General features: G+C 68.8%; 21 protein-coding genes and 1 pseudogene. 6 read left to right on the top strand and 16 right to left on the bottom strand.

Annotated elements, in window-relative coordinates; all coding sequences use genetic code 11:
• Positions 1-152: 152 nt before the first annotated feature.
• Positions 153-2,879 (bottom strand): M16 family metallopeptidase, encoded by a 2,727-nt coding sequence (locus A4W93_RS10685; protein ID WP_085750592.1) that lies wholly within the window; start codon positions 2,877-2,879, stop codon positions 153-155.
• A 111-nt stretch (positions 2,880-2,990) separates the two neighbouring features.
• Here A4W93_RS10685 and A4W93_RS30270 point away from each other — a divergent pair, with 111 nt between their 5' ends.
• Complete coding sequence (locus A4W93_RS30270; protein ID WP_218919192.1) at positions 2,991-3,950, top strand: SRPBCC domain-containing protein; 960 nt, start codon at positions 2,991-2,993, stop codon at positions 3,948-3,950.
• 54 nt (positions 3,951-4,004) lie between these two features.
• Here the strand turns inward: A4W93_RS30270 and ppa are convergent, their stop codons facing one another.
• The gene (gene ppa / locus A4W93_RS10675) at positions 4,005-4,544 is read right to left on the bottom strand and encodes an inorganic diphosphatase (protein WP_085750591.1); all 540 of its coding nucleotides are present in this window, start codon (positions 4,542-4,544) and stop codon (positions 4,005-4,007) included.
• A gap of 217 nt (positions 4,545-4,761) precedes the next feature.
• Between ppa and A4W93_RS10670 the strand changes: the two are divergent.
• The 3 genes and pseudogenes from A4W93_RS10670 (at position 4,762) to A4W93_RS10660 (ending at position 8,756) form a co-directional block, all read left to right on the top strand.
• Positions 4,762-6,917: pseudogene (locus A4W93_RS10670) on the top strand (sodium-translocating pyrophosphatase).
• 167 nt (positions 6,918-7,084) lie between these two features.
• Positions 7,085-7,726, top strand: coding sequence for a peroxiredoxin (locus A4W93_RS10665; protein ID WP_085750590.1), 642 nt, complete (start codon positions 7,085-7,087; stop codon positions 7,724-7,726).
• Between the two features lie 85 nt (positions 7,727-7,811).
• A complete protein-coding gene (locus A4W93_RS10660; RefSeq protein WP_085750589.1) occupies positions 7,812-8,756 on the top strand; it encodes a CysB family HTH-type transcriptional regulator in 945 nt (314 codons plus the stop codon).
• 84 nt (positions 8,757-8,840) lie between these two features.
• Here the strand turns inward: A4W93_RS10660 and A4W93_RS10655 are convergent, their stop codons facing one another.
• The 12 genes from A4W93_RS10655 to A4W93_RS10600 all read right to left on the bottom strand — a co-directional run bounded on the left by A4W93_RS10655 (position 8,841) and on the right by A4W93_RS10600 (position 20,480).
• Positions 8,841-9,914, bottom strand: coding sequence for a sulfate/molybdate ABC transporter ATP-binding protein (locus A4W93_RS10655; RefSeq protein ID WP_085750588.1), 1,074 nt, complete (start codon positions 9,912-9,914; stop codon positions 8,841-8,843).
• Positions 9,911-10,834 (bottom strand): sulfate ABC transporter permease subunit CysW, encoded by a 924-nt coding sequence (cysW, locus tag A4W93_RS10650; RefSeq protein WP_085750587.1) that lies wholly within the window; start codon positions 10,832-10,834, stop codon positions 9,911-9,913. The genes A4W93_RS10655 and cysW overlap by 4 nt, the downstream gene beginning before the upstream one ends.
• A gap of 4 nt (positions 10,835-10,838) precedes the next feature.
• The gene (gene cysT, locus A4W93_RS10645; RefSeq protein ID WP_085750586.1) at positions 10,839-11,681 is read right to left on the bottom strand and encodes a sulfate ABC transporter permease subunit CysT; all 843 of its coding nucleotides are present in this window, start codon (positions 11,679-11,681) and stop codon (positions 10,839-10,841) included.
• Positions 11,682-11,742: 61 nt separating this feature from the next.
• Positions 11,743-12,771: a sulfate ABC transporter substrate-binding protein gene (locus A4W93_RS10640; RefSeq protein WP_085750585.1), complete on the bottom strand. Its 1,029-nt coding sequence runs from the start codon at positions 12,769-12,771 to the stop codon at positions 11,743-11,745.
• 119 nt (positions 12,772-12,890) lie between these two features.
• Positions 12,891-14,447 (bottom strand): phospholipase D family protein, encoded by a 1,557-nt coding sequence (locus A4W93_RS10635; protein WP_085750584.1) that lies wholly within the window; start codon positions 14,445-14,447, stop codon positions 12,891-12,893.
• 22 nt (positions 14,448-14,469) lie between these two features.
• A complete protein-coding gene (locus tag A4W93_RS10630) occupies positions 14,470-14,691 on the bottom strand; it encodes a YgdI/YgdR family lipoprotein (RefSeq protein WP_085750583.1) in 222 nt (73 codons plus the stop codon).
• A 237-nt stretch (positions 14,692-14,928) separates the two neighbouring features.
• Positions 14,929-15,936, bottom strand: a complete 1,008-nt coding sequence (locus A4W93_RS10625; protein ID WP_085750582.1) for a sulfate ABC transporter substrate-binding protein — start codon at positions 15,934-15,936, stop codon at positions 14,929-14,931.
• A gap of 145 nt (positions 15,937-16,081) precedes the next feature.
• On the bottom strand, positions 16,082-16,969 hold the full coding sequence (locus A4W93_RS10620) for an ATP-binding cassette domain-containing protein (protein WP_085750581.1): 888 nt from the start codon (positions 16,967-16,969) through the stop codon (positions 16,082-16,084).
• Between the two features lie 13 nt (positions 16,970-16,982).
• The gene (ssuC, locus tag A4W93_RS10615) at positions 16,983-17,747 is read right to left on the bottom strand and encodes an aliphatic sulfonate ABC transporter permease SsuC (protein ID WP_407081713.1); all 765 of its coding nucleotides are present in this window, start codon (positions 17,745-17,747) and stop codon (positions 16,983-16,985) included.
• 22 nt (positions 17,748-17,769) lie between these two features.
• A complete protein-coding gene (locus A4W93_RS10610) occupies positions 17,770-18,204 on the bottom strand; it encodes a VOC family protein (RefSeq protein WP_085750579.1) in 435 nt (144 codons plus the stop codon).
• Positions 18,205-18,217: 13 nt separating this feature from the next.
• Complete coding sequence (ssuD, locus tag A4W93_RS10605; protein WP_085750578.1) at positions 18,218-19,387, bottom strand: FMNH2-dependent alkanesulfonate monooxygenase; 1,170 nt, start codon at positions 19,385-19,387, stop codon at positions 18,218-18,220.
• Positions 19,388-19,529: 142 nt separating this feature from the next.
• Positions 19,530-20,480 (bottom strand): sulfonate ABC transporter substrate-binding protein, encoded by a 951-nt coding sequence (locus tag A4W93_RS10600; RefSeq protein WP_085750577.1) that lies wholly within the window; start codon positions 20,478-20,480, stop codon positions 19,530-19,532.
• A 123-nt stretch (positions 20,481-20,603) separates the two neighbouring features.
• Here A4W93_RS10600 and A4W93_RS10595 point away from each other — a divergent pair, with 123 nt between their 5' ends.
• Entirely contained in the window at positions 20,604-21,143 is a 540-nt protein-coding gene (locus tag A4W93_RS10595; RefSeq protein WP_085750576.1) for a DUF924 family protein, read from the top strand.
• A gap of 12 nt (positions 21,144-21,155) precedes the next feature.
• On the opposite strand, the gene A4W93_RS10590 is transcribed toward A4W93_RS10595, so the two are convergent.
• Positions 21,156-22,346 carry an acyl-CoA dehydrogenase family protein gene (locus A4W93_RS10590; protein WP_237357753.1) on the bottom strand — a complete coding sequence of 397 codons (1,191 nt, stop codon included), beginning with the start codon at positions 22,344-22,346 and terminating at the stop codon, positions 21,156-21,158.
• A gap of 232 nt (positions 22,347-22,578) precedes the next feature.
• Here A4W93_RS10590 and A4W93_RS10585 point away from each other — a divergent pair, with 232 nt between their 5' ends.
• Positions 22,579-22,839, top strand: a complete 261-nt coding sequence (locus A4W93_RS10585; protein ID WP_085750575.1) for a hypothetical protein — start codon at positions 22,579-22,581, stop codon at positions 22,837-22,839.
• Between the two features lie 57 nt (positions 22,840-22,896).
• Here A4W93_RS10585 and A4W93_RS10580 read toward each other — a convergent pair whose 3' ends face one another.
• A complete protein-coding gene (locus tag A4W93_RS10580; RefSeq protein ID WP_085750574.1) occupies positions 22,897-23,505 on the bottom strand; it encodes a hypothetical protein in 609 nt (202 codons plus the stop codon).
• Between the last annotated feature and the right edge of the window lie 172 nt (positions 23,506-23,677).

The raw sequence follows: 23,677 nt of genomic DNA, 5'->3' as shown, positions 1-23,677 counted from the left end.
CAAACTTCGACGGCAAGTGTGGGCTTGTCATCGACGGGACACCGAGGGACGCCGCCCTCGCCTCGGGGAGGCGGAAACCGGATCGGTGCCGAACGAAAAACGCCACGCCACCCTGTTCGGGCGAGCGTGGCGTCGTGGATCGGAGGGGGCGTTTACGGCTTCTTCTTGAAGTCGCCCGCGAAGACTTTCACCAGATCGTCGGGCTTCACGTACCGGCGCAGCGCGTCGTTGACCTGCTGCAGCGTCAGCTTCGACAGCGCGTCGTCCACCTTGGCCGACACCTCGAACGTGCGGCCCAGGTGCAGGTTGCTCGCGAGCGTGGACGCGAGCACACCGTCCTGCGCGCGCGACAGGCGGCGGAACGACAGCAGGCCGTTCTTGCCTTCCGACAGCTCCTGCGCCGTGAAGCCGTCCTTCAGCGCCTTCGCCAGTTCGTCGTTGAACGCAACTTCGACCTTCGGCTGGTTCCCCGGCGCGAAGATGGCCGAGGCCGTCCACGCCGAGTTGGGCTCCTGCGTGTTCCAGCTGACGCCGGTGCGCACGTCGTACGACAGGCCCTCGGTCTCGCGGATGCGTTTCCACAGCCGCGAGTTGCCGCCGCCGCCCAGCAGGTAGTTCGCCATCGACAACGCCGGGTAGTCGGCGTCCATGTCGGTCAGCGGCACCTCGAGGCGGGCGAGGAAGTTGGCGTTCTGCTTGTCGGGCGTGGCCACCATGAAGCGTTCGGGCTTGATGGGCACGATGGGGTCCGGTACGCGGGTGTACGGCTCGCCGCCGCGCCAGTCGCCGAAGCCGGCCTGCAGCGCGGCCTTCAGCGCGGGGACGTCGATGTCGCCGGCGGCGCCGAACTCGGCGCGCTGCAGGCCGTAGAAGCGCTGGTGGAAGGCCTTCACCTTCTCGTTCGTGATGCCCTGGATGTCCTGCACCATCTCGTCGAACGTGCGGGCGTAGCGCACGTCGCCGCGCGGGTACGGGTTGCCGTGGCGGGCGATGGTGTTGGAGGCCAGCGCCCCCGGCTCGCGCCGGTTCTGCTCGATGGAGGCGAGCGACTGGCGCTTGAGCTCGTCGAGCGCGTCCTCCGGGAACGCCGGGTGGCGCAGCAGGTCGGCCACCAGCGCCACCGCCTCGGCGAGGTGCTCGCGGCGCGTCTGCAGGCCGATGCTCACCGCACCGCCCGAGCCGCTCACCGAGAGTTCGGTCTTGAGGGCGTCCAGGCGGTCCTGCACCTGCTGGCGGCTCAAGGTGGCCGTGCCCTTGTCGAGCAGTTCGGCCACGAACGACGGCAGGTCGTTGGTGCCGGCCAGCGTCTTCTCGTCGCCGAAGTGCAGCGTCATCACGGCGCGCACCGCATTGCCGCGCGACCCCTTCGGCAGCACGGCCACCTTGAGGTTCCCGACCTCGAAACGTTCGGTGCGGCGGTCGATGTTGGCCGGCGTGGCATCGAACGATTCGACGGCCTTGGCGGCCTGCTGCGGCTTGAACGTCTTCAGCTCGGCCGCCACGTCCACCTTCGCCGGGGCCGGCGCGCGCACCGGCTTTTCGGTGGGCAGGTACAGGCCCAGCGTACGGTTGCTCGTCACGAGCCGCTCGGTGGCCACGCGCTGCACGTCCTCGCGCTTCAGTGCCTTGACCTGGTCACGCTGCAGGAAGAACAGGCGCCAGTCGCCCTGGGCCACGCTTTCGCTGAGCGACACACCCACCTTCTCGGGGTTCGTGAAGGCCTGGTCCCAGTCGTTGAGCCACTTGGCCTGGGCACGCTTGAACTCCTCGTCGGTGACGGGTTCGGAGGCCACCGACTCCAGCGTCTCGAGCATCGCGGCCCGCGCCTTGTCGACGTCCTGCCCCGGCGCGAGTTGCGCGCCGAACAGCGTGAAGCCGGGCTCGGCCAGGCCCTCCGCGAACGCATAGGTGGCGGCGGCCAGCTGCTTCTCGGTCAGGCGCTTGTGCAGGCGGCCCGACGGGGTGTCGCCCATCACGAGGTTGAGCAGCTCGACGGCGGCGAAGTCGGGGCTCGGGCCCGGCGGCACGTGGTAGCCCGCGAAGATCAGCGGCACGCCGCCCACGCGGCGCAGCGTGACGCTGCGTTCGCCGTCCTGCACCGGGTCGAGCGTGTATTGCACGGGCAGCTTGCGCGTGGGCTTCGGGATGGCGCGGAAGTCGGCGGCGATCCAGCGCAGCACCTTCTCGGGATCGAACTTGCCGGAGACGATCAGCGTCGCGTTGTCGGGCTGGTAGTACGTGCGGTAGAAGGCCTGCAGGCGCGGGATGTCGACGTTCTCGACGTCGGCCCGCGCGCCGATGGTGTTCTTGCCGTAGTTGTGCCACTGGTACATCGTGGCGAGCGTCTTCTCGAAGAGGATGCGCTGCGGGTTGTTCTCGCCCATCTCCATCTCGTTGCGCACCACGGTCATCTCGGTGTCGAGGTCCTTGCGCGCGATGAAGCTGTTGACCATGGCGTCGGCCTGCCAGCCGAGGTACCAGCGCAGGTTGTCCTCGTTGCTGGCGAAGCTCGCGAAGTAGTTGGTGCGGTCGAACCAGGTGCTGCCGTTGGCGGCCAGACCCCGCTTCGTGAACTCGGCCCACACGGTGGGGTGTTTCTTCGAGCCCTTGAACAGCAGGTGCTCCAGCAGGTGGGCCATGCCCGTTTCGCCATAGTTCTCCTGGCGCGAGCCCACGTGGTACGTCATGTTGACCGTGGTGGTGGGCTTGGAGTCGTCGGGCACCAGCAGCACCTGCAGGCCGTTGGCGAGACGGTACTCGGTGATGCCCTCCACCGTCCGGACCTGGCTGACCCCGGCCGGCAGGCCCTGGGCAGAACTCGTTTGGATGAACAGGGCCGCGGTGAGACCGACGGCGACGGACAGGATTCGATGCAGCATGGGCAAGAGAACACTCCGACGAGGGACGGCCAGTGTAGAGCCCTCCGGATGGCCCGGGTTCCAGTCTTGACACTTCTTGACAGTCGCAGCCCGCACCCTATGCTCCGCCCCATGCCCCCCCTCACCGTCACGCACCACTTCGACGTGCCCGCCGAGCGCGTGTTCGACAGCTGGCTCGACGCCGCGCTCATCGGCCGCTGGATGTTCGGCCCCACCGTGCGCGAGGAGCGCGTCGTGCGGCTGTCGCTCGACCCGAAGGTCGGCGGGCGCTTCTCGTTCGTGGTCGATCGCCACGGGCAACGGGTGGATCACGTCGGCGAATACCTCGAGATCGACCGGCCGAACCGCCTCGTGTTCACGTGGGGCATCGCGGGCGAAAGCACCTCGCGGGTCACCGTGGCGCTGGCGGGCGACGCCACCGGCTGCGACCTCACCCTCGCCCACGAACTGGCCCCGGAATGGGCCGACTACGCCGACCGGACCGAGGCCGGCTGGCGCTTCATGATGGGCACGCTCGACCGCGAGCTGCACCCGTCCGACGGCTGCCTGCACCCGTTCGGGAACGACGCCGTGCGCATGGAGCGGCTGCTGCCCGGCCCCATCGAGCGGGTGTGGGAATTCCTCGTCGACCCCGACAAGCGGGCGCTGTGGCTGGCCGGCGGCCCGATGGAAACGCGCCTCGGCGGCGCGGTGGAGCTGCAGTTCCGCCACGCCGACCTGTCTGCGAAGACCGCCCCGATTCCCGAGCGGTACAAGGGCATGGAACACGGCCACGTGCTGCGCGGCGTGGTCACCCAGCTCGATCCGCCGCGGCGCCTCGGTTTCACCTGGGGGCTCGGGGCGCAGGCGTCCGAGGTGAGCTTCGAGCTGATTCCCCAGGGCACCCTCGTGCGCCTCGTGCTCACGCACGCGAAGCTCGCCGACGACGAGGAGCGCCGCAGCGTCACCGGCGGCTGGCACACGCACGTCGACACCCTGCAGGACCGGCTGCAGGGCCACGAGCCCGAAGCGTTCTGGACCCGCCACGCCGCCATCGAGGCGATGTACCGGCAGCGGGAGCACAACGGCTAGCCCATGAAAAAAGCCGCGGCACGCCGCGGCTTTTCGGGAAGTCGACGCGGCGCGTCAGGCCTTCTGCGACTTCGCGTAGGCCGCGATGCCGTCGCTGACTTCCTTCTTCGCGGCGTCCGGGCCGTCCCAGCCCGTGACCTTGACCCACTTGCCGGGTTCCAGGTCCTTGTAGTGCTCGAAGAAGTGCTGGATCGTCTTCAGGCGCAGCGGGTTCATGTCTTCCGGCTTCTGCCAGTGCGTGTAGATCGGCAGGATCTTGTCGATGGGCACGGCGAGCAGCTTGGCGTCGCCGCCGGCCTCGTCTTCCATCTTCAGGATGCCGATGGGACGGCACGGCACCACGACGCCCGGGAACAGCGGGAACGGCGTGATCACGAGCACGTCGACCGGGTCCCCGTCATCCGACAGCGTCTGGGGGATGTAGCCGTAGTTGCACGGGTAGTGCATCGCGGTGCTCATGAAGCGGTCCACGAACAGGGCCCCGCTCTCCTTGTCCACCTCGTACTTGACGGGGTCGGCGTTCATCGGGATCTCGATGATGACGTTGAACTGGTCGGGCGCTTTGGCCCCGGGGGTCACTTTGTCCAGGCTCATGGTGTGGTCGTCTCGTTGTAAGGCGCGGGGAAACCCGGATTTTATCCGCCCCGGCGGGTCGTTCCCTGACAGTGCCCTTACCGCTGGAAAACACCATGAGGACTTCCGGGCGTGCATCCCGTAGCATGCCCCGCAACACGCCCCGTGCTGGTACCAGGGGCTGCAAGGCATTCCGGTTCCGTTTCACTAGTCCACCCAGACGAAGAAGGAGTCCCCGATGTCCCAACCCCTGGCGCCGAACCTGCTGGCGTACCTCGCGCTGGCCTGCGGAGCGATCGCCGTCCTCTACGGCTTCTTCCAGCGCGGCTGGATCCTGAAGCAGGACCCCGGCAACCCGCGAATGCAGGAGATCGCCAACGCGATCCAGCAGGGTGCCGCCGCCTACCTGGCGCGGCAGTACAAGACGATCGGGCTCGTGGGGTGGTGCTCGCCATCCTGATCGGGGTCTTCCTCGACCTCGTGACCGCCGGCGGCTTCGTGCTGGGTGCGGTGCTCTCCGGGGCCTGCGGCTTCATCGGCATGAACGTCTCGGTGCGCGCCAACGTGCGCACCGCGCAGGCGGCCACGCAGGGCATCGCGCCCGCGCTGGCCGTCGCGTTCAAGGGCGGCGCCATCACCGGCATGCTGGTGGTGGGACTCGGCCTGCTCGGCGTGACGCTGTTCTTCCTGTTCCTCACGCGCGGCGGACCGGTCGCGCCCGAGTTGCTGGCGTCCAGCCTCAAGCCGCTGCTGGGCTTCGCGTTCGGTGCGTCGCTCATCTCCATCTTCGCGCGGCTGGGCGGCGGCATCTTCACGAAGGGTGCCGACGTGGGCGCCGACCTCGTGGGCAAGGTCGAGGCCGGCATCCCCGAGGACGACCCGCGCAACCCGGCCGTGATCGCCGACAACGTGGGCGACAACGTGGGCGACTGCGCCGGCATGGCCGCCGACCTGTTCGAGACCTACGCCGTCACGCTGATCGCCACGATGGCCCTCGGTGCGCTGGTGGTGCCGGCCGCGGCGCTGCAGGCCGTGATGTACCCGCTGGCGCTCGGCGGCTTCTCGATCATCGCGTCCATCATCGGCTGCAGCGTGGTGAAGGCGAGCCCCGGCATGAAGAACGTGATGCCCGCGCTCTACAAGGGCCTGGCGGTCGCCGGGGTCATCTCGCTCGTGGGCTTCTGGTTCATCACGAAGGCCGTGATGCCCGATGGCGCGCTGGGTGACGCCGGCTCGCAGATGCGCCTCTTCGGCGCCTGCGCCGTGGGCCTCGTGCTGACCGCCGCGATGGTGTGGATCACCGAGTTCTACACCGGCACCAACTACAAGCCGGTGCAGCACATCGCGCAGGCCTCCACCACCGGACACGGCACCAACATCATCGCGGGCCTCGGCGTGTCGATGCGCTCCACCGCGTGGCCGGTGCTCTTCGTCTGCATCGCCATCCTCGTGTCGTACCAGTTGGCCGGCCTCTACGGCATCGCCGTGGCCGCCACCGCGATGCTGAGCATGGCGGGCATCGTGGTCGCCCTCGATGCCTACGGCCCCATCACCGACAACGCCGGCGGCATCGCCGAGATGGCCGAACTGCCGGCCTCGGTGCGCGACATCACCGACCCGCTGGACGCGGTGGGCAACACCACGAAGGCCGTGACCAAGGGCTACGCCATCGGCTCGGCGGGCCTCGCCGCCCTCGTGCTGTTCGCCGACTACACGCACGCCCTCACCGCCCGCGGCCTCGTCGTGCGCTTCGACCTGTCCGAGCCCATGGTGATCGTGGGCCTCTTCATCGGCGGCCTGATCCCCTACCTGTTCGGTGCGATGGCGATGGAGGCCGTGGGCCGCGCCGCCGGCGCCGTGGTCGAGGAGGTGCGCCGCCAGTTCCGCGACATCAAGGGCATCATGGACGGCAGCGGCAAGCCCGAGTACGGCCGCGCCGTCGACATGCTCACCGGCGCGGCCATCAAGGAGATGGTGGTGCCGAGCCTGCTGCCGGTCATCGTGCCCATCCTCGTGGGCCTGCTGCTCGGCCCCGCCGCGTTGGGCGGGCTGCTGATGGGCACCATCGTCACGGGCCTCTTCGTCGCCATCTCGATGTGCACGGGCGGCGGCGCCTGGGACAACGCGAAGAAGTACATCGAGGACGGCCACCACGGCGGCAAGGGCTCCGAGGCCCACAAGGCCGCGGTGACCGGCGACACGGTCGGCGACCCCTACAAGGACACGGCCGGCCCGGCGGTCAACCCGCTGATCAAGATCATCAACATCGTCGCGCTGCTGATCGTGCCGCTGATCCCGGGCGGGCTCACGGCGAAGCCCGGCGTCGGGCAGGTCGACGTGCCGGCGATCCACGCGGTGGCCGCCGCGCCCGCGGCGCGGGCCACCACGCCCTGACCCGGCCCGCCGCGCCGAGTCAGAAGGAGGCCTGCGGGCCTCCTTCTGCTTTGGGGGTCCATGTATGAAAAACGCATAAGAAAAGCATCATTCAGTTGTTCCTTCACCATGCCCTCATCGGGATACTGGCACCTGTTCGGAAACCAACAGCAAAAAGGAACCTTCTGATGGCCAGCCTGCGACTCGGCGACACCGCCCCCGATTTCACCCAGCAATCCAGCGCCGGCGAGATCCGTTTCCACGACTGGCTCGGCAGCAGCTGGGGCGTGCTGTTCTCCCACCCGGCAGACTTCACGCCGGTGTGCACCACCGAGCTGGGCCTGACCGCCAAGCTCAAGGACGAGTTCGCAAAGCGCAACGTCAAGGCCATCGCGCTGTCGGTCGACCCGCTCGAGTCCCATGTGAAGTGGATCGAGGACATCAACACCACGCAGAAGACCGTCGTGGGCTTCCCGATCCTGGCCGACGCCGACCGCAAGGTCGCCGAGCTGTACGACCTGATCCACCCGAACGCCAGCACCACGGCCACCGTGCGCTCGCTGTTCGTGATCGACCCGAACAAGAAGGTGCGCCTGATCATCACGTACCCGGCCAGCACCGGCCGCAACTTCGACGAGATCCTGCGCGTGATCGACTCGCTGCAGCTCACCGATTCGCACAGCGTCGCCACGCCCGGCAACTGGAAGGACGGCGACGACGTGGTCATCGTCCCGTCGATCCAGGACCCCGAGGTCATCAAGCAGAAGTTCCCGAAGGGCTACACGGCCGTCACGCCGTACCTGCGCCTCACGCCCCAGCCCAACAAGTAAACCATCACGGGGCGCCAAGTACGCCCCGCTCCTGCTCTTTTCCGGGCCGGCAATCGGCCCGTTTTTCATCGCCTGGTCCCGACCCATGAACTTCCAACAACTGCGCTCGGTCCGTGAAGCGGTCCGCTGCGGCTTCAACCTCACCGAAGTCGCCAAGGTGCTGCACACCTCGCAACCCGGCGTGAGCCGGCAGATCCGCGAGCTCGAGGAAGAGCTCGGCGTCGACCTGTTCGTGCGCGCGGGCAAGCGCCTCACGTCGCTCACCGAGGTGGGCACGCTGATCGTGCCCATCGTCGAGAACATGCTCAACGACGCCGACAACCTGCGTCGCGCCGGCGAGGAGTTCACGAAGCAGGCCAACGGGCGGCTCTCGATCGCCGCCACGCACTCGCAGGCACGCTACGCGCTGCCGGGCGCCGTGCGCGACTTCCGCCAGCGCTACCCCAACGTCACGCTGAACCTGCACCAGGGCTCGCCCGAGCAGGTGGCCGAGATGCTCATCTCCGGCGAGGCCGACATCGGCATCGCCACCGAGGCGCTGAACAAGTTCGACAACCTGGTCGCCCTGCCCTGCTACCGCTGGACGCACAGCGTGATCGTGCCGCCCGACCACCCGCTGCTCGACGGCCAGCCGCTCACGCTCGAGCGCCTCGCGTCGTTCCCCATCATCACGTACAACGCCGGCTACACGGGCCGCATGCACATCGACGAGGCCTTCGAGGCCGCCGGCCTGTCGCTCGACCTCGTGCTGACCGCGATGGACGCCGACGTCATCAAGACCTACGTCGAGCTGGGCCTGGGCGTGGGCATCGTCGCCTCCATCGCCTTCGACGAGGAGCGCGACCGCTCCCTGCGCGCCATCGACGCCGGCCACCTGTTCTCGATCAACCTCACGAAGCTCGCGGTGCGTCGCGGCAGCTTCCTGCGCAGCTACGTGTACGACTTCATCGAGACCTTCGCCTCGACGCTGACGCACGACGTGGTGCAGAAGGCCATGGCCACGCGGCCGGGCGAGCGCATCGAGCTCTGATCGTCCGTTCCACCAACGACAAAGGCGGCCCGCGGGCCGCCTTTGTTCGTTCCAGCAAAGGCCCGCCGAAGCGGGCCCGGCATGTCAGATCAACGCCGCCGGATCCACCTGCTCCACCACCGGGTTCTGCCCCGCCGCGAACCGCGTGACACGGCGCGGCAGCAGGTGCACCTGGCTGCCGGTGACGAGGTTCAGGCGGTCGCGCAACGCGTTGTACTCGCTGCGCGGCATCTCGACGTCGACGTAGCTGCCGTCGTCCACCCGCTTGAACTCGATGCGGGTCTGCGGGCCCACCGTGAGCGCCTGCGACAGCGTGACCGGCAGCGCGCCGTCCTGCGGCGCGGCGAGGATCTCGAGCTCGTGCGGGCGCACGTAGCTCACGTCGCCCGGCTCCACCGAGCCGCCCGGGGCGTGCCCGAAGCGGCCGTGGAACAGGTTCACGTCGCCGAGGAACTGCAGCACGAACGGCGTGGCCGGACGGTCGTACACCTCGTCCGGCGTGCCGTCCTGCTCGATGCGGCCCTTGTTCATCACCACCACGCGGTCGGCCACTTCCATGGCCTCGTCCTGGTCGTGGGTCACGAACACGCTGGTGACATGCACCTCGTCGTGCAGGCGGCGCAGCCAGCGGCGCAGTTCCTTGCGCACCTTCGCGTCGAGCGCACCGAACGGCTCGTCGAGCAGCAGCACCTTCGGCTCCACCGCGAGCGCCCGCGCGAGCGCGATGCGCTGGCGTTGCCCGCCGGAGAGCTGGTGCGGGAAGCGGTCGGCGATCCAGTCGAGCTGCACGAGCTTGAGCAGGTCCATCACCTTCTCGCGGATCTTCGCCTCGCTCGGACGCGTGGCCTTCGGCCGCACGCGCAGGCCGAACGCGACGTTCTCGAAGATGCTCATGTGCGCGAAGAGCGCGTAGTGCTGGAACACGAAGCCGACGTTGCGGTCGCGCACGTCGTCGTGCGTGGTGTCGGCGCCGTGGAACAGCACCGAACCCGAGTCCGGACGCTCGAGGCCCGCGATGATGCGCAGCAGCGAGGTCTTGCCCGAGCCCGACGGGCCCAGCAGCGCGACGAGTTCACCCGACGGGATGTCGAGGTTCAGGTTGTCGCAGACGACCGTGGCCCCGAAGCGCTTGTTGAGGTTGCGGATCTGGATGCTCATGAGTGGTTTCCTTGGTTCTCGCTCGCGAGGCGCACTTCGTTCCGGACGCGGCGCTCGACGATGTACTTCAGCGCCATGGTGACGAGGGCGAGGCCGGCCAGCAGCGAGGCCACCGCGAACGCCGCCGCGAACTGGTATTCGTTGTAGAGGATCTCGATGTGCAGCGGCATCGTGTTGGTCTGCCCGCGGATGTGGCCGGAGACGACCGACACCGCGCCGAACTCGCCCATCGCGCGGGCGTTGCAGAGGATCACGCCGTACAACAGTGCCCACTTGACGTTGGGCAGCGTGACACGCCAGAACATCTGCCAGCCCGAGGCGCCGAGCACACGCGCGGCCTCCTCCTGCTCCTGGCCCTGGGCCTGCATCAGCGGGATCAGTTCGCGGGCGATGAACGGGAACGTGACGAACACGGTGGCCAGCACGATGCCCGGCACCGCGAACACGATCTTCAGGTCGTGGTCGCGCAGCCACTCGCCGAACCAGCCCTGCAGGCCGAACACGAGCATGTAGATCAGGCCCACGATCACCGGCGACACCGAGAACGGCAGGTCGATCAGCGTGAGCAGCACGTTCTTCCCGCGGAAGTCGAACTTCGCGATGGCCCAAGCGGCGGCCAGGCCGAACACGAGGTTCAGCGGCACCGAGATGGCGGCGGCGATCAGCGTCAGCTTGATGGCGTGCCACGCGTCCGGTTCGACGATGGCCGCGAGGTACACGTCCCAGCCCTTCTTCAGGGCCTCGACGAACACCGCGACGAGCGGCACGAACAGGAACAGCGTCAGGAACACGAGCGCGACGGCGATCAGCCCCCAGCGCACCCAGACGGGTTCGGCGGTGGCGGCGAGCGCGGAGCGGCGCACCTGGCCGCCCGGGGTGGTGGTGGGCACCGGGGCGGTGGAGGAATTCAATGCAGTCATGGGATCAGCCCCCCTGGCGCTTGCGCGCCCAGGCCTGGATCAGGTTGATGGCCAGCAGCATCACGAACGACACCACCAGCAGCACCACGGCGATGGCGGTGGCGCCCGCGTAGTCGTACTGCTCGAGCTTCGTGATGATCAGCAGCGGCGTGATCTCGGACACCATCGGCATGTTGCCGGCGATGAAGATCACCGAGCCGTACTCGCCGAGCGCGCGGGCGAAGGCCAGCGCGAAGCCGGTCAGCAGCGCCGGCATCATGATCGGGAACAGCACGCGGGTGAAGGTCTGCCAGCGGGAAGCGCCGAGCGTGGCCGCGGCCTCCTCGAGTTCCTTCTGCAGGTCTTCCAGCACCGGTTGCAGCGTGCGCACGACGAACGGCAGGCCGATGAAGGTCAGCGCCACGAACACGCCGACGGGCGTGTACGACACCTTGATGCCGAGCGGCGCGAGGAACTGCCCGATCCAGCCGTTGGCCGCGTAGAGCGCGGTGAGCGCGATGCCGGCGACAGCCGTGGGCAGCGCGAACGGCAGGTCCACGAGCGCGTCGACGAAACGCTTGCCGAAGAACTCGTAGCGCACGAGCACCCACGCGATGATCAGGCCGAAGAAGCCGTTCATCACGGCGGCGGCGAACGAGGCGCCGAAGGTGAGCCGGTACGACGCCATCACGCGGGGCGACGTGACCGTGTCCCAGAACTGCGGCCAGGTGAGCGTGAACGTCTTCAGGAACGCGGCCGACAGCGGGATCAGCACGATGACACACAGGTAGAACACCGTGAAGCCGAGCGCCAGGTCGAAGCCCGGGAGCACGCTGTGCCGCTTCAGGAGCGTGCGGGAGAGGAACATGGGAGGAAGGGTCCGCGAGCGGGAGGGAATCCCGGGCCGCGGGCGGCCCGGGAGGCGGAGGTCAGCGCTTCTTCGCGGCCGCGATCACCTGGTCGTAGGTGCCGCCGTCGTCGAAGTGGTCCTTCTGGGCCTTGGTCCAGCCGCCGAACACCTCGTCGACCGTGAACAGGTTGATCTTCGGGAACTGCTTCGCGTACTTGGCGAGCACCTTCTCCGAACGCGGGCGCAGGTTGTGCTGCGCGACGATCTCCTGGCCTTCGTCGGACCACAGGTACTTCAGGTAGGCCTCGGCCTGCTTGCGGGTGCCCTTGCGGTCCACCACCTTGTCGATCACCGACACCGGGTTCTCGGCCAGGATGCTGGTGCTCGGGTAGACGACGTCGAAGTCGCCGCCGAACTCGCGCAGGATCAGGGGCACTTCGCTCTCGAACGTGGCGAGCGCGTCGCCGATGTTGCGCTGGGCGAACGTGGTGGTGGCGGCGCGGCCGCCGCCGTCGAACACCGGCACGTTCGCGAAGATCTTCGTCACGGTGTCCTTGGCCTTCGCGGCATCACCGCCGCTCTTGATCACGGAGCCCCAGGCCGCGAGGTAGGTGTAGCGGCCGTTGCCGGTGACCTTGGGGTTCGGGATCACGACCGACACGCCCGGCTTGCCGAGGTCGGCCCATTCCTTGATGCCCTTCGGGTTGCCCTTGCGGACCAGGATGACCGAGGTCGACGTGCTGGGCGCACTGTTGTTCGGCAGGCGCTTGGCCCAGTCGGCCGGCACGAGGTTGCCCTGCGTGTGCAGGAAGTCGATGTCGTTGGCCTGGTTCATCGTGATCACGTCGGCCTCGAGGCCGTCGGCCACGCTGCGGGCCTGCTTGCTGGAGCCGCCGTGGGACTGGTTGATCGTGATGTCCTCGCCGGAGGTCTTCTTCCAGTAGGCGATGAACACCGGGTTGTAGTTCTTGTAGAACTCGCGGGCCACGTCGTAGCTGACGTTCAGCAGCGTGGGGCCGGCGGCCAGGGCGGCCGGCGCGGCACCGATCAGCAGCGAGGAGGCGACGGCGGCCAGGGCGGCGCGGCGGGTAACGGCGGCAGTTTTCATGGGCAAGAAGGGCCTGTTGGAAAAACAACAGGCATCCTAAGCGCCCCCGTAACATACGTAAACGACGGGATTTCCAGTTGCTTAGTCGAAAAACGAATAAGCAAGTCGTTCAGTTCGGTTCAGAGCAGCCAGTCGATGGGCAGCACGGACAACACCGTGATCAGCGCCCGCTTGAAGATCCCGGTGTTGGGCTCCTTCGTGTACTCGACCGGTGCCCCCCCCTCGGACCGTTCGATCCACACCAGGTCGCCCGCGTCGTCCAGCTTCACCTCGTAGGCAAGCAGCGGCACGTCCTCGTCGAACACCGTGCCGATGGCCCCGGCGAGCGTCGGGCTGTCGATGATCAGGCCCAGCTCGGTGTTCAGCCGGGCCGAGCGGGGGTCGAAGTTGAACGACCCGACGAAAGCGCGCCGGCCGTCCGCGGCGAAGGTTTTCGCGTGCAGGCTCGAGGCCGAGCTGCCGGTCATGCCGTTGCCCTTCTCCGGGCCCTTGTCCTTCTTTTTCTTCTTCGGCAGGTCGGACTGGCGCTTCAGCTCGAACAGCTGCACGCCCGCGGCCAGCAGCGGCTTGCGCCACTTGGCGTAGCCCGCGTGCACCGGCGCCACGTCGTTCGACTCCAGCGCGTTCGTCAGGATGCGCACCTTCACGCCCCGCGCCTGCATGCCGGTGAAGAGGTCCACCCCCGTCTGCTCGGGCACGAAGTATGGCGAGACGAGGTCGACCCGCGAGGTGGGCGAGCCGAAGATGACGCCCACCTGGTGGGTCAGCAGGCCCTTCGCGTCGGCACGGTCCAGGCCCTTGGCCGGGTCGTCGCTCACCAGCTGCGTGGCGGCCCACTCCTGGGACAGGCGGCCGGCCAGCAAGGCCTGCACGATGTCGCTCTCGCGCACCGCCGCCACGTAGCCCGCGGTCTCGGGCGCCGCCCGGTGCCGAGCCAGTTCCTCGGCGAAGGCGGCCCGGGCGGCGGCGTCGGCCGGCGGCACCAGACGCGACGCGGGGTACGCCGACTCGCTGGCCCAGTAGCGGTCGAACTCCTTCGACACCTCCTGCACCGCGGGGCCCGCGGCGACCACGTCGAGGTCGGAGAACACCGTGCCGTCGGTCGCGCCGAAGTATTCGTCGCCCACGTTGCGGCCGCCGACGATGGTGACCTGGTTGTCCGCCGTGAACGACTTGTTGTGCATGCGCCGGTTCAGGCGCGAGAAGTCGGTGAGGTAGCCCAGCATCCGCGCCCCGCGCAGCGGGAACGGGTTGAACAGGCGCACTTCGATGTCCGGATGGGCATCGAGCGCCGCGATCGCGGGGTCGAGGCCGGACGTGTTGTTGTCGTCGAGCAGCAGCCGCACGCGCACGCCCCGGTCGGCGGCGTCCTTCAGCGCGGCGAACAGCAGCAGGCCGGACAGGTCCCGGTGCCAGATGTAGTACTGGACGTCGAGGGACCGCTCGGCCACGTCCGCCAGCAGCACGCGGGCGGCAAAAGCGTCCCGGGGATCGTTGAGCGGGTGGATGCCCGTCAGCCCGGGGTGGGCCGCGGCGGCCGGCGCCACGGCGCGGCCGAGCCGCGTGTCGTCGGTGCCGGTCAGCGCGGTCGACTCGGGCCGCGGGTCCAGCGGCGGCAGCTGCGCGCAGCCCACGAGACCCGTCAGCACGCAGGCCGCCAGCAGGACACGGAACATGGCGGCGGCCCGTCGGGGCGGGTCAACGCTCCATGATCTGCACGACCGCCGCCTTCGGGATCGTGGCTTCCTTGCCGTTGGCGTCCTTGTAGGTGTAGGTGCCGGTCTTCTCGTCGAGGTCCGGGCGGCCCGAGCTGACGATGAGGCGCCCCTCGGTGGTGCTCATGATGTATTCGGTGGTGCTGCAGGCCGTGAGCAGCGAGGCGAGCAGGATGGCGGCGAGCGGGGTGAAGCGGACGTTCATCGAAATCTCCTGATTGGAGCACCGGTCCATCGCGTCGTGTGCGATGTCCGGCGGTTCGTGTGCGCCCGCGGCCTGACCCGGTCCGGCTCTCCCAGCCCGGAAACTCCCTCGGCCTTCTACTGCTTGGAACGGGCACCGTGATTGTGCGCACGGCCCCGCCCGTTCGTCGACCTGCCCTTTGGTGCAGCAGGTGCGGCCGGCCGGCGCCCGCTCCCGCGGACCCCGGCCGGTGGTCCATCACTTCTTCGTGTAGATCTGGTCGAACACGCCGCCGTCGGCGAAGTGCGTCTTCTGGGCCTTGGTCCAGCCGCCGAACACCTCGTCGATGGTGAAGAGGTTCACCTTCGGGAAGTTCTTCGCGTACTTGGCGGCGACCTTCTCGTCGATCGGGCGGTAGAAGTTCTTCGCGGCGATCTCCTGGCCTTCGGCGCTGTAGAGGTACTCGAGGTAGGCGTTGGCCACGTCACGCGTGCCACGCTTGTCGACGACCTTGTCGACCACCGTCACGGGCGGCTCGGCCAGGATGCTGCTGGGCGGGTAGACGATGTCGAACTTGCCGTCGCCGAACTCCTTGATCGACAGGTGGGCCTCGTTCTCCCAGGCCAGCAGCACGTCGCCGATGCCGCGTTCGGCGAAGGTCACGGTCGAGCCGCGGGCGCCCGAGTCCAGCACCGGCACGTTCTTGAAGAGGTTCGACACGAACTCCTTGGCCTTGGTGTCGTTGCCGCCCGGCTGGCGCAGTGCGTAGCCGTAGGCCGCGAGGTAGCCCCAGCGCGCGCCACCGGACGTCTTCGGGTTGGCGGTGATCACCGACACGCCCGGCTTGACCAGGTCGCCCCAGTCCTTGATGCCCTTCGGGTTGCCCTTGCGCACGAGGAAGATGTAGGTCGAGGTGTACGGCGAGCTGTTGTGCTTCAGGCGCTTCTGCCAGTCGGGCGTGATCAGCTTGGCCTTCTCCGAGATCTCGTCGATGTCGTAGGCCAGGGCCAGCGTGGTCACATCGGCGTCGATGCCGTCGATCACCGAACGGGCCTGCTTGCCCGAACCGCCGTGCGACTGCTTCACGGTCACGTTGTCCCCGGTCTTGGCCTTCCAGTACTTCGCGAACGCGGCGTTGTACTCGACGTACAGCTCGCGGGTGGGGTCGTACGAGACGTTCAGGAGCGAGATGTCCTTGGCGAGGGCGGCGCCGGCGACGAGCGTGAGGGCGGTGGCGGCGATCAGGTGACGCAGGCGGTGGCGCATGGAAGTTCTCTTTCTTCGGGGTTCGGCGGACACGTCGTCCGGATGCTTCGCATGCTAGAAACCGTCAGGAGTTTGGAGAACGAATCAAACGACCGATGTTTATTCGAAAACTGAGTAAACCGGGCGTCAGGTGACGCCCGCCCCCTCAGACCGCCCAGCGAAGCGCGTGCGCCGCGGTGGTTTCCGGCACCCAGTCCGGCGCGACCTCCCCCTCGGGCTGCTGCAGCACGCGGTTCAGGATCTGCTCCTCATAGGCCGCGAACGCCGGGTTGCGGTGACGCGGGCGCGGCAGGTCGACGCGCTGGTCGAGCGCGATCCGGTGGTCCTCGATCAGCACCACGCGGTCGGCCAGGGCCACGGACTCGGCCACGTCGTGCGTCACCAGCAGCGCGGTGAAGCCGTGGCGCTGCCACAGGCTCTCGATCAGGCGGTGCATCTCGATGCGGGTCAGCGCGTCGAGCGCGCCCAGCGGCTCGTCGAGCAGCAGCAGGCGCGGCGCATGCACCAGCGCGCGCGCGAGTGCCACCCGCTGCCGCTGGCCGCCCGACAGCACGGCCGGCCACTCCTTCGCGCGGTCGGCCAGCCCCACCTGGGCCAGCGCCTCGGCGGCACGTTCGCGCCCCTCGGCACCGCTCAGCCCCAGCGCCACGTTGTCGAGCACGCGTTTCCACGGCAGCAGGCGCGCATCCTGGAACATGATGCGGATGTCCTGGCGGTGCAGTTGCGCATCGTCGCCGTCGAGCGTGATCTGCCCGGACGTCGCCGTCTCGAGGCCGGCGAGCAGGCGCAGCAGCGTGCTCTTGCCGCAGCCGCTGCGGCCCACGATCGACACGAACTCGCCCGGCTCGATGCGCAGGTCGACGTTCTGCAGCACGTCGCGGTCGCCGTAGCGCTTGACGATGCCCTTCGCGTTCACGGCCGCGCCGTGCGGCCGGCTCGTGGCCGGAGCTCGGGCGATGGGTTGGCTGCGGCCTTGCAGCGGCGCGTAGGCGGCGATGGCGCCACCGTTGATCTGGAGGTCTTGCTGGCTCATCTCGTCGTCTCGCTCAGGTCCTGGGTTGCGGCTGGTAGCCGGGGTGCCAGCGCAGCCACCAGCGTTCGAGGCCCTTCGCGGCCACGTCGGCGAGCTTGCCCAGCAACGCGTAGAGGAGGATGCCCACCAGCACCACGTCGGTCTGCAGGAACTCGCGGGCGTTCATCGTCATGTAGCCGATACCGGCCTGGGCCGAGATGGTCTCGGCGACGATCAGCAGCACCCACATCAGCCCGAGCGAGAAGCGCACGCCGACGAGGATGGAGGCCATCGCCCCGGGCAGGATCACCTGCCGGTACAGCGGCCAGCCCGACAGCCCGTAGCTGCGCGCCATCTCGATCAGGCCCTTGTCCACCGAGCGGATGCCGTGGAACGTGTTGAGGTACACGGGGAAGAACACGCCCAGCGCGACGAGGAACAGCTTGGCCGTCTCGTCGATGCCGAACCACAGGATCACGAGCGGGATCAGCGCCAGCGCCGGGATGTTGCGGATCATCTGCAGCGTGGAGTCGAGCAGCGTCTCGGCCGAACGGAAGGTCCCCGTCACCAGGCCCAGTGCGAGGCCCAGCCCGCCGCCGATCGCGAAGCCCACCAGCGCGCGCCATGTGCTCGTCGCCACGTGCGTCCAGATCTCACCCGAGACGGTGAGCGCCCAGAAGGCCTTCACGACGGCCCACGGCTCGGGCAGCACGCGTGTGGAGAGCCAGCCGGCCTGCGACGAGACCTGCCAGGCGGCCAGCACGAAGACGGGAAAGACCCACGGCAGCGAGGCCTGGATCCAGGGGCGGGAGAAGAAGCGCTCAGACGGAGAGCTGGATGTCCGTGACACGGTGACCTCGCGGGGAATCGATGTGGTGGTGGGACGGCTCGTGCAGTTCGAGCCGGTTGCCGAAGGGGTCCTCGACGAAGACGCGGGCCTCGCCCGTGGGCAGCGGCGCCACCTGCACGGGGTGGCCCGCGGCGCGCAGTTTCTCGACCAGCGCGTCGAGCGCATGCACCCGCAGCCCGAGGTGCGCCTGCGGCGCGACGCCCGTGTAGGCGCCCTCGCGCAGGTCCAGGCGCTGCCAGCCCAGCGAGAAGTGCAGGCTGCCCGGCCGGTCGAGCAGCGGGTCGCGCACCTCCTTCAGGCCGAGCAGCGTCTCGTAGAACGCCCTCGCCTTCGGCAAGGCGCCGACCGGGATCGGCAGCTGGATGTGGTCCACGCCCTGGACACGGTCCGGCAGGTGAGCGCTCATCTGGGTGCGGTCCTCAGCTCTGCGAGACCTTGGGCACGTAGGTGTTCGCGACGATCTCGCCGAACGGCCCGGTGAGCGCCTGGGCCGACAGCTTCTCGCGCACGTTCAGCGGCAGCAGCGGGAACACGAGTTCGGCGAAGCGGTGCGCTTCCTCCAGGTGCGGGTAGCCCGACAGGATGAAGTACTCGAGACCGAGGTCGGCGTATTCCTTGATGCGGTCGGCCACCTGCTGCGGGTTGCCCACGAGCGCCGTGCCGGCGCCGCCCCGCACGAGGCCCACGCCGGCCCACAGGTTCGGCGACACCTCGAGGCCTTCGCGGATGTCGTTCTTGTTGAACTTGCCCTTGTTCAACTCGGCCATGCGGCGCTGGCCCACCGAGTCCATCTGCGCGAACTTCTTCTGCGCGGCGGCGATGGTGGCCTCGTCGAGGTGCGAGACCAGCTCGCCCGCGGCGCGCCAGGCCTCGTCCTCGGTCTCGCGCACGATCACGTGCAGGCGGATGCCGAACTCGAGCGTGCGGCCGTGCTTGGCGGCGCGGGCCCGGATGTCGGCCACCTTCGCGGCCACGGCCTCGGGCGCCTCGCCCCAGGTCAGGTAGGTGTCGAGCTGTTCGGCCGCGAGGTCGTGCGCCTCCTCCGACGAACCGCCGAAGAAGATCGGCGGGTACGGCTTGTTGACCGGCGGGTACAGCACCTTGCTGTTCTTCACCTGCAGGTGCTTGCCCTCGTACGTGAACGGCTCGGCATCGTGGCTCTTCGCGAGCACCTCGCGCCAGATCGTCAGGAAGTCGCGCGACAGCTCGTAGCGCTCCGAGTGCGGCAGGAACAGGCCGTCGCCCTCGAGCTCCTCGGCGTCACCACCGGTCACGAGGTTCACGAGCAGGCGGCCGTTCGACATGCGGTCGAAGGTGGCGGCCATGCGCGCCGACTGCGACGGCTGCACGAGGCCCGGGCGCAGCGCCACCAGGAACTTGAGGTTGCGCGTGGCCTCGATCAGCGCCGACGCGACGATCCAGGAGTCCTCGCACGAGCGGCCCGTGGGCAGCAGCACGCCTTCGTAGCCGAGGCTGTCGGCGGCGATGGCCACCTGCTTGAAGTAGTCGAGCGTGGCCACACGGGCGCCCTTGCTGGTGCCGAGGTAGCGCGAGTCGCCGTGGGTGGGGATGAACCAGAGGATCTTCATGGGGCGTCCTGGAGGAAGGTCGTGGACACGCCTTCCTCGCTTGTTGTCGAAGTCGTGACGGTACGCAGCCCCCGACCTGCTGGAAACGAAGCAAATCGCCTTTGCTTCGGCAGATTCCGACGAAGGTCGGGCGTGCGTTCGATCAGCGCGTCGCCGTCCAGGCGGCTTCACGCACGACGATGGCCTTCGGGATCAGCTTCAATTCGAAGAACGTGTCCGCGATCTGCTGCTGTTGCGCGATCACCGTGTCCGTCACCGGCTTCACGTCGAATTCGTAGCGGCGCAGGCTCAGCTCCACCACGTCGACCGGCAGGCCCTGCAGCGGTGCGATGATCTCGGCGGCCTGCTTCAGGTTCGCCTTGAGCCAGCGGCCCTGCGCCACGGCGTCGTCGAACAGCGCCTGGATCACCTTCGGGTTCTTGCCCACGTACTCGCGTTCGCCCAGGTAGTACTGGTAGTTGTTGACGAGGGCCGTGCCGTCGGCGAGCACGCGCGCGCCGGTCGCCTTCTCGGCGGCGGCCTGGAACGGGTCCCAGATCACCCAGGCATCCACCGCCTTGCTCTCGAACGCGGCACGTGCGTCGGCCGGCGGCAGGTACACGGCCTGCACGTCGCTGAACTTGAGGCCGTTCTTCTCGAGCAGCTTCACGAGCAGGTAGTGCACGTTCGAGCCCTTGTTGAGCGCGACCTTCCGGCCCTTCAGCTCGGCGACCGACTTGATGGGCGAGTCCTTCGACACGAGGATGGCTTCGGCCGTGGGCGCCGCCGGGTCGTGCCCGATGTACGCGAACTTGGCACCCGCGGCCTGCCCGAAGATCGGCGGCGCCTCGCCCACGTAGCCCACGTCCACCGCGCCCACGTTCAGGCCTTCGAGCAGTTGCGGGCCGGCCGGGAACTCGACCCACTTCACACCCACGCCCAGCGGCTGCAACCGCTTCTCGAGCGTGCCCTGCGCCTTCTGCAGCACGAAGAGGCTCGCCGACTTCTGATAGCCGATGCGCAGCGTGTTGGCTTGCGCGTAGGCCGCACCGGTGGCGGCGAGGGAGAGCGCGAGGCCGATCAGGCCGCGGCGGGACAGGAGGGAATGTGTCATGGGTCCTCGATGGAGTGATGGCTGGGAATCAGGCGTGCCGGAAGATCGGCAACGCGTGGCACAGTACGCAGCACGGCTTCATCGGCCAACGAATCGTTTCGGGTTTGCATTCAGGAAAAGCGCATGGACACCACCGCATCGGACGTCATCACCTTCTGGCGCGAGGCCGGCCCGGGCCGCTGGTTCCGCAAGGACGACGCCTTCGACACCGCGTTCCGCCAACGCTTCGAGGCCGCGCACGAGGCAGCCGCGTCGGGCGCGCTCGCGGACTGGGCGGACACGGCCGACGGCGCGCTCGCGCTGCTGATCCTGCTGGACCAGTTCCCGCGCAACGCCTTCCGCAACAGCCCGCGCATGTTCGCCACCGATCCCCAGGCGGTCGCCATCGCGGACAAGGCGATCCACGCCGGGTTCGACCTGGCGGTCGACCCGGCGCTGCGTGCGTTCTTCTACATGCCGTTCATGCACTCGGAGCGCCTGTTGGACCAGCAACGCTGCGTCACGCTCTCGACGCCGATCGGCGGCGGCACGCTCGACTACGCCCGCATCCACCTCGAGGCCATCGAACGCTTCGGGCGCTTCCCGCACCGCAACGCGCTGCTGGGTCGCACCACGACGCCGGAGGAGCAGCACTACCTCGACAGCGGCGGGTTCAAGGGCTGACGCCCTCCGCGGTCACGAATAGGCGGTGGGTTCGGGCAGTTCGCCCAGCAGCGCGTGCCGGCCGAGGGTGCGCAGCTTGTAGTCCACCGGGTCGTGCAGGGTGTGCACGCGGGCGTTGCGCCAGAAGCGGTCGAGGCCGAGCCGGGTCGAGGTGGACCGCGCCCCCGTCAACTCGAACAGCTGCGAGCTGACCTCGATCGCGGCGCGGTGCGCCAGCACCTTCGCCTCGGCCACGGCCAACGCCACCTCGCCGCGATCCGCTGCCGTCAGCGCGGCACCGCGCCGGAAAGCCTGATCGAGCCGCTGCGCGGCGTCGTCGGCGAGGACGATCGCCGGTCGAACCTTGAGCCACAGGTCGCCGTAGCGGTGCTGCACGAACGGGTCGTCGGCGGCCCGCGACACGCCGGAGGCGAACCACGGGCGCGACTCCTCCACCGTGTAGCGGCGGGCCGCATCGAACGCGCCCCGCGCGATGCCGGTGTAGAGGTTCACGAGAATCAGCTGCGCGAGCTGCGAGCGCAGCGTGGCCTGCGGTGTGGGCACCGTGCCCGGCGCCTGAAGCACCTCGGCGTGCGCGAGCGCCACCTGGTCGAACGTGACGGTGCCGCTGTCGGTCTGACGCTGGCCGAACGCGTCCCAATCGCCCTGCACCGCGACACCGTCGCGCCCCGTGGGCACCACGCCGACGAGCAGCGCTTCGCGGTCGGGCAGCCACGCGGACACCACCAGTTGGTCCGACCCCAGCGCCCCCGATGCGAACCCCTTGAGACCGTCGAGGCGGTAGCCGCCGTCGACTTCCGTCGCCACGAGGCGCTTGTCCAGCGGGTTGAGTGCGTTGCCCCAGAACCAGCCGTGTTCGATGGTGCCGCGCAGGTAGCGGGCATGCTGTTCCGGCGAGCCGTAGAGCTGGACGCTCGCGAGTTGCAGGTGGTGGAAGCCGTAGACGTGGGCCAGCGCGCTGTCCGCCTCGGCAAGCCGCCGCAGCGTGCGATAGAAGGTGGGCCAGTCGGCGCCCTGCCCCCCGTGGGCCGCGGGGATGGTGAGGCTCAGCAACCCGCTGTCGCGGATCCATTGCCGCTCCTCGGCGGCGTGGCCGCCGGCCTGGTCGCGGGCCACGGCGGTCGTGGCGAGGCGGAGGGCCAGGCGGTCCGCCATGGTTTCGGCCGAGGCGGCCTGCGGATTCAGGGGGATCACGAAGCTCATGGGGCACGGGCCTCCGGTGCGCCTCGGCGAGGCGGCAAGAGCGCAGTGTGCCAGCCAGGGGGGGCCCCTGGAAACGACGCGAACCACCGACCGGTCCTCGGGAAACGCAGATGGGCAGATGGCGGCGCCGCGCGCCACCCGTCACCCGCCGCCGTCCGCTCATCGCCCCACGCACAACGCGCCCGCGAATTTGTCCTATAAATCGGAGGTCAGACCAGGGAGCGTCACAGAGATGACCAACGACGACATCATCGACATCGCGGCGGGTCTGCCCATCGACCCCGCCACCGATTCACCCGACGGCCAGGTGTGGCGGCTGCTGTGCGCGCAGACGCTCGTGGAGCTCGATCCCGGGCTCGCGGGCATCCGCGCCGACGACATCGCCGCCGAGCTGGCCACCACCACGGGCTACCGCGAACTCGACGCCGACGCGGCCGCGTACCTGTGGCTGGCCCGCACGCAGGGTGTGTCCCAGCTGATCGACGGGGAGTAAACCTCCCCGGGGATGGTCCCGCCGTCCTTCAGGCCGGCGGAAGAGGTGCGTCCGCCCTCAGAAGTAGCCGGCCTGCTGCACCCCGCCCACCACGGCCTTGGTCAGCGAATCGAGCTGCCAGTTGAGGTCGGTGGAGTCGCGGGTGCTCGCCTTGCCGGTCCACAGCAGCCGGCCGCTGCCCACGTCGCTCAGGCTCGCGTTGGCCACGTAGCCGTAGGTCATGCGGGACCCGCCGATCGGGGCCGAGATGCCCACCCCGCCGAAGCCACCGCCGCGGCCGTAGTAGCCGCCCGAGCCCACGCCGAAGCCCACGGTCACGCCCGAGCTGCTGCCGTACCGCTGGTAATCGGGGCTCACCTTGGTGTTGAAGATCACCCGGGCCTTCACGGCCCGGGCCTCGTCGGTCAGGCGAACCGGCGACGCGTCGACGTTGTTCGGCAGCAGCGCGGTGTTCGCGCCATAGGTGCGCAGCTCCGCGGCCACCTTGTCCTGGCACATCTGCCGCACGACCAGTTCCTCGGCCTCGCAGACGACCAGAACGGTGCTGCCCCGCAGGGATTCGGCCGGGGTGGCCGGGTCCTTCCACTGGGCATCGAGGGGGGCGACGCCGCAGCCGGCCAGGGCGGCGGACAGGGTGGCGACAGCGGCGATCGGGCGAATGTTCATGGTGCTCTCCGGGGGGGCGGCTCGTACCGCACACGTACTGTTGTAACGCGTCCGGCGCATTCCGGTCGACTCCGGGGCGCAGATTCGGTTCCGGTCCTCTCCCGAGACGGGCTGCCGTCCGACACCGTTGGATCGTGCACACCCTCCTGTGGTGCAGCCGCCACGCGATGGC

The sequence above is a fragment of the Piscinibacter gummiphilus genome, assembly GCF_002116905.1.
Lineage (GTDB): Bacteria > Pseudomonadota > Gammaproteobacteria > Burkholderiales > Burkholderiaceae_C > Rhizobacter > Rhizobacter gummiphilus.
Note: the sequence above shows the minus strand (reverse complement) of the source record. Positions and strands in the feature narration are given on the sequence as shown.